This window comes from Micromonospora trifolii, from assembly GCF_022229005.1.
Classification (GTDB): domain Bacteria; phylum Actinomycetota; class Actinomycetes; order Mycobacteriales; family Micromonosporaceae; genus Micromonospora; species Micromonospora trifolii.
Map to the genome: position 1 here is coordinate 169,150 of NZ_JAKKFD010000003.1, position 10,870 is coordinate 180,019.

The 10,870-nt window shown below is 70.5% G+C and carries 9 protein-coding genes; 4 read left to right on the forward strand and 5 right to left on the reverse strand.

What is annotated here, in order from left to right; all coding sequences use genetic code 11:
• Positions 1 to 43 precede the first annotated feature (43 nt).
• The 3 genes from NIE79_RS03460 to gmd are packed head-to-tail and all read right to left on the reverse strand — an operon-like array spanning position 44 to position 3,395.
• A complete protein-coding gene (locus NIE79_RS03460; RefSeq protein ID WP_238677153.1) occupies positions 44 to 1,168 on the reverse strand; it encodes a DegT/DnrJ/EryC1/StrS family aminotransferase in 1,125 nt (374 codons plus the stop codon).
• Positions 1,165 to 2,385 carry a glycosyltransferase gene (locus tag NIE79_RS03465; RefSeq protein ID WP_238677154.1) on the reverse strand — a complete coding sequence of 407 codons (1,221 nt, stop codon included), beginning with the start codon at positions 2,383 to 2,385 and terminating at the stop codon, positions 1,165 to 1,167. Before NIE79_RS03465 ends, NIE79_RS03460 begins: the two co-directional genes overlap by 4 nt.
• Positions 2,382 to 3,395, reverse strand: coding sequence for a GDP-mannose 4,6-dehydratase (gene gmd / locus NIE79_RS03470; RefSeq protein ID WP_238677155.1), 1,014 nt, complete (start codon positions 3,393 to 3,395; stop codon positions 2,382 to 2,384). The genes NIE79_RS03465 and gmd overlap by 4 nt, the downstream gene beginning before the upstream one ends.
• A gap of 179 nt (positions 3,396 to 3,574) precedes the next feature.
• Here gmd and NIE79_RS03475 point away from each other — a divergent pair, with 179 nt between their 5' ends.
• A complete protein-coding gene (locus tag NIE79_RS03475; protein WP_238677156.1) occupies positions 3,575 to 4,855 on the forward strand; it encodes a glycosyltransferase family 4 protein in 1,281 nt (426 codons plus the stop codon).
• Entirely contained in the window at positions 4,852 to 5,976 is a 1,125-nt protein-coding gene (wecB, locus tag NIE79_RS03480; protein WP_238677157.1) for a non-hydrolyzing UDP-N-acetylglucosamine 2-epimerase, read from the forward strand. The genes NIE79_RS03475 and wecB overlap by 4 nt, the downstream gene beginning before the upstream one ends.
• On the opposite strand, the gene NIE79_RS03485 is transcribed toward wecB, so the two are convergent.
• Positions 5,905 to 6,618 carry an acetyltransferase gene (locus NIE79_RS03485; RefSeq protein ID WP_308193129.1) on the reverse strand — a complete coding sequence of 238 codons (714 nt, stop codon included), beginning with the start codon at positions 6,616 to 6,618 and terminating at the stop codon, positions 5,905 to 5,907. The two genes, wecB and NIE79_RS03485, sit on opposite strands and share 72 nt — an antisense overlap.
• A gap of 265 nt (positions 6,619 to 6,883) precedes the next feature.
• Here NIE79_RS03485 and NIE79_RS33940 point away from each other — a divergent pair, with 265 nt between their 5' ends.
• The gene (locus NIE79_RS33940; protein ID WP_238677159.1) at positions 6,884 to 8,017 is read left to right on the forward strand and encodes a glycosyltransferase; all 1,134 of its coding nucleotides are present in this window, start codon (positions 6,884 to 6,886) and stop codon (positions 8,015 to 8,017) included.
• A gap of 137 nt (positions 8,018 to 8,154) precedes the next feature.
• Positions 8,155 to 8,673 carry an acyltransferase gene (locus NIE79_RS03495; protein WP_238677160.1) on the forward strand — a complete coding sequence of 173 codons (519 nt, stop codon included), beginning with the start codon at positions 8,155 to 8,157 and terminating at the stop codon, positions 8,671 to 8,673.
• Positions 8,674 to 8,700: 27 nt separating this feature from the next.
• On the opposite strand, the gene NIE79_RS03500 is transcribed toward NIE79_RS03495, so the two are convergent.
• Positions 8,701 to 10,728 (reverse strand): hypothetical protein, encoded by a 2,028-nt coding sequence (locus tag NIE79_RS03500; RefSeq protein ID WP_238677161.1) that lies wholly within the window; start codon positions 10,726 to 10,728, stop codon positions 8,701 to 8,703.
• Positions 10,729 to 10,870 lie beyond the last annotated feature (142 nt).

Here is a 10,870-nt window from a genome sequence, read left to right on the forward strand (position 1 = left end):
GCCAGGCCCGCGCCGACGGGGTCGGCGCGGGCCCGGCGGCGGGTCAGACGATCGTCGCCAGGGCGGCGCGGATGCGCTCCACCACGGCCTTGACCGCCGGTTCGGCCAGGTCGGCGTACGTGGGCAGGTTGATGCCGCGCCGACTCAGGTCCTCGGTCACCGGGCAGTCCGCGCCCGGATCACGATGCGCGGGTAGGTCCGGGATCGGCACGAAGAACGGGCGGGTCTCCACGCCGAGCCGGGCGAGCGCGCGGGCCAGCGCGTCCCGGGACGTCGCGTCGCCCTCGGCCCCGACGAGGAAGGCCGCCATCCAGGGCGCGCGGCGAACTCCGGCGGCCACCGGCTGCGCCGACAGCGCCGGCTCGTCGGCCAACTGCTCCTCGTACCCGGCGATCACCCGGTCCCGCAGGGCGATGATCTCGTCCGCCCGTTCCAGTTGGGCGCAGAGCACGGCGGCGCACAGGTTCGTCATCCGGTAGTTGTAGCCCAGCACCGGGAAGTAGTACCGCCGTTGCGGATCCATGCCCTGGTTACGCAGCAGGCGCATCCGATCGGCCAGGGCCGCGTCGGAGGTGGTCACGCAGCCGCCCTCGCCGGAGGTGAGCACCTTGTTGCCGAAGAACGAGAACGTCGTGACGTCGGCGAGTGAGCCGGTGGGTCGCCCGTCGAGGGTGGCGCCGAACGACTCCGCCGCGTCGGCGACCAGGAGCAGACCGTGCCGGTCGCAGAGGTCGCGCAGGGCGGTGTAGTCGGCCGGGTGCCCGTACAGGTCGACGGCGATGACGGCCCGGGTACGGGGACCGATCGCGGCGCGTACCCCGGCGGGGTCGACGCACCAGCTTTCCGGCAGGACGTCCACGCAGACGGCGCGGGCGCCGCAGTAGGCGACGGCGTTGGCTGTCGCCACGTAGGTCAGCGCGGGGACGATCACCTCGTCTCCCGGCCCGATACCGGCCGCCGCGAGGACCAGGTGCAGCGCGACAGTGCCGTTGCTGGTCGTCAGTGCGGCGTCGGCGGCGCAGCGCCGGGCGAAACGTTCCTCGAAGTCCCGCAGGTACGGGCCCTGTGAGGAGATCCACCCGCTGCGCAGCGCGTCGACCACGTACCGCTCCTCCAATGTGGAGAGGCTCGGTCGGGCGACCGGGTAGGTGTCGTCAGCGATGCTCATGTTCCATCCCCTCCGCTGGCCGCGGCGTCGGTCGCGGCCTCGGCGACGAACGGGGACCGTGGCACCTGGCCCGATCCGCCCCGCGCCGCCCAGCCCAGGACGTCCAGGTAGTCGCGGCCCGTGGCCGCCCAGGTGCGACCGGCCAGTCGGTCGTTCGCCCGCCTGGAGGCGGCGGCGTAGCGCTCCCGCTCGTCGAGCAGGTGCCGCACCGCGTCGGCGAGAGACCGTGGATCCCGCGCTCGGAAGACCGCCGCCTCGGCGCGGTTGAACGTCAACTGGTCGAGCAGCGGCTCGACGTCGGCGCAGGCGACCGGGAGACCCCAGGTGAACGCCTCCAGCATCGCACCGCTGGCCGCCTCCCAGAGCGAGGGTACGACCACCGCGTCCGCTCGGGCGTAGATGGCGTTCAGCTCGTCCAGGCTGACGAAGCCGGGGAAGGACACCCGGCCGCGCAGGTCGGGCTGCGCGGCGCGGGCGAGCAGTCGGCTCGCCTCGGGCTCGACCAGCGGCCCCGGGCAGATCAGGCGGCAGTCGGGCAGCAGCGCCATCGCCTCCAGCAGGGTCGCGTGGTTCTTGTGCTCCGCCGTGGACGACGGATAGACCAGCAGCCCCGGTTCGGGCTGCGCGTGCGCGCGCTCCGGTGCGGGTTGGAACGCCGGGGTCGGGATGAGCACTGTCCGCTCCGCTGCCTCCGGGAACAGGCGCAGGGTTTCCCGGTACGGATGCGGCCAGGTGACCACTATCGCCGCCGCGCGGGCCACGTTCTCCCGGACCACCGCCGCGAAGCCGGGGGCGTGGAACTCGCCCCCCAGGTGGCGTGTGTCGTGCAGGACGACGACCGAGGCGCCCGACCCGATCGGAGCGGAGTGGAACGGGAACAGTGTGACGTCGGTGTCGGCGTGCCGCACGACCGACCGTTGCCGGACGGCGTTGACGGCGGTGCGAACCGTGCGGGAGTTGCGCATCACCCTCGGCGTCCACCGGCGCAGCAGTTGGCCGGTGGGGTTGTCGGAGCGGAGCGGCTGCGCCACCTCGGTCCAGTCGATCCGTGCGTCGGGCACCTGCTCCCGCCACTGGGCCAGAGTGCCCCGCAGCACGTTCACCCGCAGGTCGCAGGAGTCGTCGACGGCCATGCCGGTCAACAGGCCGTAGGTGAAGGCTTCGAGCCCCGCGGCGTGACCGGGACGGATGGGTGCCGCGTCGACAGCTACCCTCACCGGTCCACCCGGACCAGTCGCCCCATCCGCTCGTCCTCGAGGAGTTGTCGATCGGCGTCGACCATGACCCGGACGAGGTCGCTGAAGAGCGTCTTCGGTGCCCATCCCAGGGTGCGTCGGGCCTTCGAGTAGTCGCCGATGAGGGCATCGACCTCCGCCGGGCGGAAGTAGGCGGGGTCCAGTTCCACGTACCGCTGCCAGTCCAACCCGACCCGGTCGAACGCGGCCTCGACGAACTCGCGCACTGTGTGCCCCTCGCCGGTGGCGACCACGTAGTCGTCCGGGGTGTCCTGCTGGAGGGCGAGCCACATCGCCTCGACGTACTCCGGCGCGTAACCCCAGTCCCGAACGGCGTCCAGGTTGCCCAGGTAGAGCTTGTCCTGGATGCCAGCCTCGATCCTGGCCACCGCGCGAGTGATCTTGCGGGTCACGAAGTTCTCGCCCCGGCGCGGGCTCTCGTGGTTGAACAGGATGCCGTTGGCGCAGAACATGTTCCAGGACTCGCGGTAGTTCACCGCCGACCAGTAGGCGTACACCTTGGCGCACGCGTACGGGCTGCGCGGGTGGAACGGGGTCTCCTCGCGCTGCGGGGGCGGGGTCGAGCCGAACATCTCCGACGAGGACGCCTGGTAGAACCGGCACCCGACGTCCGCGGAGCGGGCCGCCTCCATCATGCGCAGCGCCCCGAGCCCGGTGACGTCCGCCGTGTAGCCGGGGATGTCGAAGGACACCCGGACGTGGCTCTGCGCGCCCAGGTTGTAGATCTCGTGGGGGCGGATGTCCCGGATCAGCGCGGTCAGCGAGGCCGGGTCGGAGAGGTCGCTGTAGTGGAGGAAGAGGCGGGCGTCGCCGCTGCGCGGATGGACGTCCACGTGGTCGATCCGCTCGGTGTTGAAAGAGGACGACCGCCGTTTGATGCCGTGCACCGTGTATCCCTTGTCGAGCAGGAACTCCGACAGGTAACTGCCGTCCTGACCGGTGATGCCGGATATGAGTGCCGTTCGTGACATGAAATGCCTCTCCTGCTGGACCAATTCCCCGCGGTTCCTCATATCCCTATCGGTGTCGGCGGCCCTGAAGTAACTGGCGGAGTTTATTTTTCGCGGGGCAGTTCAGAGAATGACTCAGTCACGGATCGAGCCTTCGATCGTTAGGTGAATCGATCCTGTGGCACGAGCGAGGAGCGAGGATGGCCGGCGACCCCACCCCCGCGGCGGACACCCGAGAAAGACCGGCGACTGTCGACGAGAACAAATTCCACGTCCTTGTGACCGCCGGTTATTTCGCTCCCGGTTGGCGGGCCGGCGGGCCGGTCCGGTCCATTTCCGAAGTGCTCGCCCTGGCCAGTGACGACATTGAGACGTCCATGTTGACCCGGGACCGCGACCTCGGATGCCGAGACCCCTATCCGGGGCTCTCCGGTCGCTGGGCCCGGGTCGGGCGGACGAATGTCTTCTATCTCGGTGTGCGGCAGCCGGGGCACTGGCTGTCGCTCTGGCGCTCGCTGCGCGCCGGCCGTTTCGACCTGCTCTACGTCAACAGCGTCTGGTCGACCTTCTCGATCCTGCCCATGGCCGCGGCCCGGCTCGGTCTGCTGCGGGTGGGTCGCATCCTGGTCGCCCCCCGAGGCGAGTTCGGCGCGGCCGCCCTGCGGGTGCACCGACTCCGCAAGCGGATCTTCCTGACGGCCTGGCGGTGGATGCTGCTCGACCAGCGGGTGTTGTGGCACGCCACCACACCGGTCGAGGCCAACGACATCCAGCGGGTGCTGCCCCGGGCGCGGATCGGGGTCGTCGCGGTCAGCCGGGGCCCCGAGCCGGAAGAGGCCCCGGTCGAGATACCCGCCACCCACCACGCGCGGCTGGTCTTCATCGGGCGGATCTCGCCCATGAAGAACCTCGACCTGGTGCTGGCCTCGCTCGCCTTCGTTCCGGTGCCGGTGCGGCTGGACATCTACGGCCCGGTGGAGGACGAGGCGTACTGGCGACGCTGCCGGGAGCACCTTGCCGAACTGCCCGACTCGGTTGCCGTCAGCTACCGGGGTGAGCTGCCTCCCGAGCAGGTGCGCACGACCTTCTCCCGCTACGACGCCTTCGTCATGCCCACCCGGGGAGAGAACTACGGCAACGCCATCGCCGAGAGCCTCTCCGCGTCCTGTCCGGTGCTCTGCTCGGACCGGACACCGTGGACGGCGGTGCTGCGCGACGGCGGTGGGCTGGTCCTCAGCGAGCTGACCGCGCCGGCGCTGGGCGCACTCGTCACCCAGGTGGCGACCGCCACCCCCGAGCAGCGGCACGCGGCCCGGGTCGAGGCGGGAGCCGCCTACCGCCGGTGGCGGGCGAGCAGGGCTCCGGTCAGCGTCCTCGACCAGGCATGGCGAGTGATTCGCGACCCGGCGTACCGGGACCCCTGCCCCCTGCCCGCCCAGCGGGCTGAATCCGTACAACTGCCACCAGGAGGCGTCAAGTGACCCGCGTGATGACCGTCGTCGGGACCAGGCCGGAGATCATCAGGCTGGCCCGGGTGATCGACGCACTCGACCGGACCGTGGACCACACGTTGGTGCACACGGGGCAGAACTGGGACCCCTCCCTCTCCGATGTCTTCTTCAGCGAGTTGGGGGTCCGAGCGCCGGATCTCTTCCTGCGCGCCGACACCCAGTCGCTCGGCAGTCTCCTCGGCGCCGTCCTGGTCGGCACCGAGAAGGCGATCGCCGAGCTGCGCCCGGACGCGCTGCTGGTGCTCGGTGACACCAACAGCGCGATCTCCGCACTGATGGCCCGGCGGATGAACGTGCCGGTCTACCACATGGAGGCCGGCAACCGCTGCTTCGACCTGAACGTGCCGGAGGAGACCAACCGGTGCATGGTCGACCACATCGCCGACTTCAACCTGGTCTACTCGGAGCACGCCCGGCGCAACCTGCTCGCCGAGGGGCTGCACCCGCGCCGCATCCTGCACACCGGCTCACCCATGCGTGAGGTGCTCGACCACTACCGACGGCAGATCGAGCGGTCCACGGTGCTGGCCCAACTCGAACTCGAACCGGGCGGCTACTTCGTCGTCAGCGCGCACCGGCAGGAGAACGTCGACCACCCGGACCGGCTCCGTCGGTTGCTGGAATGCCTGCGGGTGGTCCGCGACGAGTGGCGGCTGCCGCTGCTGGTCTCCACGCACCCGCGTACCCGCAAACGGCTGGAGGCGCTCGCGGGCGACGGCCTGCACCTGGACGGCGTGGCCTTCCACGAGCCGTTCGGCTTCTTCGACTACGTGACCCTGCAACGGAATGCCCGGTGCACCCTCTCCGACAGCGGCACCGTCAGCGAGGAGGCGGCGATTCTCGGCTTCCCGGCGGTGACCCTGCGCGAGTCCATCGAGCGTCCGGAGGCGCTGGACAGCGGGGCGATCGTGATGACCGGCCTGGAGCCCGACGGGGTCGTCGAGGCCATCCGGGTGGTGGTGGCGCAGGTGGCCGAGGGCTCGGTCGCCTGCCCGCTCGACTACCAGGTCCCCGACACGTCACGCCGGGTGGTCGACTTCATCCTGTCGACTGTGCGCCGCCATCACGACTGGGCGGGCATCCGCCGCTGACCGGTCCGTCGGCCGGGCCGGCACACCAGTGACCACGACGCCCGGGGCGACGTCGCGGGTCACGCAGGCGCCGGCGCCCACTGTGGCGTCCCGGCCGACTGTCAGCTTCGGCAGGATCGCGGCAGTGGTGCCCACCAGAACGCCGTCCTCCAGCCGGCAGTATCCGGAGACCGCGGCGAGCGGATTGACCGACACGTAGTCACCGAGCACGCTGTCGTGCCCCACAGTGCAGTTCTGGTTGAGGTGCACGTGCCGCCCCAGCAGCACGTTCGTCGTCACCCGGGCGCCGCCGGCGGCGAACAGCCCCTGCTGGTGGACGCAGTCGGGCCCGATCTCCGCGGCCGGGTGCACCACAGTGGCCGCCGGCAGGCCGTACCGGGCGATGGCCTGGTCGGTCTCGCGGCGCAGCCGGGGATGCCCGACGCCGAGCACCACGTGGGTGCTGGCCGGTTGGGCGGCCAGCCACCGGGTCGGGCCGAGGAAGGCAACGCCGAGGCGGTGCACCGACTCGACGTTGGGCTCGGTGGGGTAGTCGTCGACGAATCCCAGCACCTGCCACGGCGGTGCATTGTCCGAAATGGTGTTCAAGAGGCGAATAACCCCATATACCTCACGGCCCATCCCACCGGTGCCTACGATCACTACGTCGGTCGTCAACCGCGGCTCCCTCGGCTACGGAGAACGCTGGCCGCTCTCCGTCATCGCAACCGGTTACCGGTGCCGATGGTGACGGGTGAGTCCCGGCGCCCTGGCCAACCCTCGCGCGCTCCAGGTGCCGGTGTGCCCGCGCCGACGCCGGGACAGCATTCTGGAAGGTGAGCCGAAGGTGAACGAGCTGGCAAGGACACGTCTCCCCGACAGGACCGGAACACCGAGGGGGCGATCCGCGACCACGACGGGGTACCGGGTGCTCGCCACCGCTCGCGTGTTCGAGCCGGGTTTTCGTGGCGGCGGGCCGATCCGGTCCCTGCGGTTCATCCTCGACACCCTGCCGGACGACCTTGACGTCACACTGGTCACCGGAGACCGGGACCTCTCCTCGACCGCACCCTACCCGGGCCTGTCCGGACGACTGGTACGCCGCGACGACCGCTGCGGTGTCTTCTACCTCGGCCCGTTCGCGCTGCGGCACTGGGTCCGCCTGGCGCGGCACATCAGGTCCCGCCCGCTCGACCTGATGTACGTCAACAGCCTCTGGTCGCTCTTCTCGGTGCTGCCGATCCTGGCGGTGGCGCTGCGACTGGTGCGTGTCCGCGCCATCATGCTGGCCCCGCGCGGCGAGCTCTCACCCGGCGCGCTCGCCATCAAGGCACGCAAGAAGCGGCTCTTCCTGGCGGTCTGGGCCCCGCTCCTGCGTCGGCTCGACGTGCGGTGGCAGGCGTGCAGCCGGCTGGAGGAGCACCAGATCCGCGCCACCATGCCATGGGCGCAGATCATGGTGAACGGCAACGAGTGCCCGATCCCTGAGCAGCCGGCGCCCCGGGCCGTCGCGCACGGCGGGCCGCCGCGGTTGGTGTTCGTCGGCCGGATCTCCCCGATGAAGAACCTCACCAGGGCGTTGGAGGCGGTCGCCGGCACCACGCACCCGCTCGAGTTCGACATCTACGGTCCGCGGGAGGACGAGCAGTACTGGGCGCGCTGCCGACGTCTCATCGACGCGATGCCCGACCATGTCCGGGTCCGCTACCTCGGGGAACTTCCGGCGGACGAGGTGATGGAGACCTTCAGCCGATACGACGCCTTCCTCTTCCCCACGCTGGGCGAGAACTACGGGCACGTCATCCTGGAGAGCCTCGCGTCCGGCTGCCCGGTGGTCTGCTCCGACGCGACGCCGTTCAGCGAGTTGATCGCCACGGGCGGGGGAGCGGTGGTCCGACCGGCCACGGCGGCAGCGCTGAGCGAGGCCCTCGACCGGCTGGCCGACCGGTCCGCCGGGGAGCGCGCCGAGGCGAAGGAGACCGCGGGCCGGCGGTACCGGCTCTGGCGACAGCAGCTCCGGGAACTCAACGTGCTGGACCATGCCCGACGGTTCTGCGCCTGATCCGGCTCGCCGCGAGCGCGTCACTCGGGCTGGAACTGCGTCGTTGCAATGGCGGGCCCGCGTGGGCGGGTCCGCCGCCCGCCACCCCGGTAGGCCCCGATGAGCGAGGACAGCACGTGCCCAGTCGCGTTCGTACGATGGTCCGGCGAGTCCAGGACCACCTGGCCGCCACCCGTGACCCCGAGGCGTTCGCGCGGTCCCTGGGGGTGAAGCTGACCGGACGGGTCAGGTTCTACGGGATCAGCCGGGCGATGTTCGGCTCGGAGCCGTGGCTGATCACCATCGGGAACAACGTCTACATCACCTCCGAGGTGCAGTTCGTCACCCACGACGGTGGCACGCTGATCCTGCGCAAGGACCACCCCGACCTGGACTGGACCGCCCCGATCACGATCGGCGACGACGTCTACATCGGTATGCGGTCGATGATCCTGGCCGGCGTCTCCATCGGAAACCGGTGCGTCATCGGGGCGGGCTCGATCGTCACGCGCGACATCCCGGACAACACGGTGGCGGCCGGTGTTCCGGCGCGACCGCTGCGGACCACCGACGAGTACCTCGAACGGTTGCAGGCCAAGTCGCTGGGCATCGGGCACCTTCCCGTTCCGGAGAAGCACGAGGCGATGAAGAGGATCTACGGGGTGACCACCGTCTGACCCCACACGCCGGCCGCGACCGCCCGCTCAGGCCCGTCGGTACGCGACCCGTGGTGGCGGCAGTTGGTGCACGCCGGCGATGGTGATCGCCGCCAACGCGCCGGTCGTCCCGGTCACCTCGTAACCGAACCGGTCCCCGGTCATCGCCGCGGAACTGGTGCCGAGGTTGAGGGTGGTGGCGCCGCCGGCGCTGCTGGCCCGCAACGTGGGCGGGGTGACGCCGCTGCTCTGCCAGGCGTGCCCGTACCAGTGCCAGCCGGCGGGCAGCACCACGGGGACGGCCAACACCGACTCCTGGACACCCACTGCCGTGACGTCGACGCTGCCGAAGTCGGCGATCGGGCCGAGGACGGCGGGACGACCGGTCGTCGGGTCGTGGGCGTACACGCCGTGCCGCACCACCCCGGTGCCCGCCACTGTGACCTCGACGCACGCCCGGTCGACCGGAGTGGGCTCCGCCAGGTACACCGGGTGCAGCAGCAGCGACTGGTAGGTGCCGGTGTAGGTGACCTGCTGGGTCGGGCCGGCGAGGAGGAGGAAGTAACTGCCGCGCGGGCAGGTCGCCCCGGGTAGCGGCCCCACCCGCGCCTTGCCGGGCTCCGCGCGCCACATGCCGTACCCGGTGGGGACAGGCATGCCGTACGAGATCCCGCCTGCGGCGACCCGGTCCGGCACTGTGAGGTTCGTCGGGCCGGCCGGGACCAGCAGCCGGTGGAACAGCTCCGGCGCCGCCATCTGGGTCTGGGCGACGGCGTCGACCCGTTCGATCATCACGAAGTCGTCTGTGGAGTCCGACACCACGATCTCGGTGGCCGCCGAGGGCGGCGCCAGGTAGCGGCGGTAGGCGGTGCCGGTCACCGACTCGCCGGCCTCGAGGGTGCGGCCCCACACCAACTGGGGGTAGTTCTTCCTCAGGCTGGAGGTGATGAACCAGCTCTTCGCGGTGGTGTGCCCGGATCGGATCTCGGGCATCCCGTCGGCGACCGGCAGCAACCCGACGGCGATGCCCCACTGCTGGACCTGGCCGCTGTTCAACACCCACTGGGTCATGCTGCTCGCCGGCATCAGCGGGTTCGTGAGGGTCGCCGGGGTGAAGTCGGTGAGGGCGGGCAACGTGTCGATGTTCGCCCACCCCGACCAGTTCAGGCCGCCGGCCGTGCCCACGTTCGGCATGAACTGCCGACGGGTGCCTCCGGCCACCGGGGTCAGCGGATGGCACTGGGTCACCCCGGCGTTCACTGTGAACCGCTCCAGCGCGGCCACCGTCTGTCCGACCAGCAGACCGCCCTGCGACCAGCGGTAGACGTTCGAGATGCGGCACAGGGACGGTATCCGCGACATGATCGTGGCGATGGGCGTGCCGATGTTCGTCCGGGCGGTATCGATCATCCCCTGGTAGGACGGGATCAGGTACGACTCCCGGATCGTCAGCTCCTGCCCGGTGAACCGGCCGTCGGGCACCGGTCGTCCGTCGAGTTCGACAGTCACCGTGTGGGAGTGGGTGGCCGGGCGGATCTGCACGTCGGGAGTCAGACCCGTGATCGGCACTGTGGTCGTGTGGGTCGCCCCGGAGAGGTGGGTGAGGGGCGCTGCCGGCTTGACCCGGGCGCCCTGCGCGATGCCGTCGATGATCGTGTACGGGTTGCCGAAGAGCAGGCTGTCCGCGTTGGTGATGGCCAGCAGGGTGAAGGTGCGTGTCCCGTCGGTCCACTGCGAGCCCACGTCGACTGTCGTCTTGCCGTGGTTGGTGACGACGATCTGGTTGCCGACGTTGTAGCCGTGGTTGCCGCCGACGTACGACCAGCCGGTGTTGATCGGGCAGTTGTCGTCGGACGTGTCGTGGATCTTCGTCCCGACGGCGGACATCACCGGCCACACCTGGGCGTCGGTGGCGGTCGAGGGCACCAGCGTGACCTGGGGGAGACCGGAGTGCCACATGCCGACCATCGCCTCGGCGTACGCGAGGTTGGCCGGCATGACCAGGTCCCGGGTGCTGTCGAAGCGCGACCGGACGGACATCAGGGCGTTGGACCGGTAGACGATCAGCTCGGGCATTGTCGGCACCTCCACCGTGAACGCACTGACGACGACCTCACTGTGCGCCGTCGGAGCAAGGGGGCCGTTTTCCCGGTCAGCACCCGGACAGGGTGAATTTGCCGCCGTCGCCGTCACGCGGCCCGTGTTCAGTCGATGAACA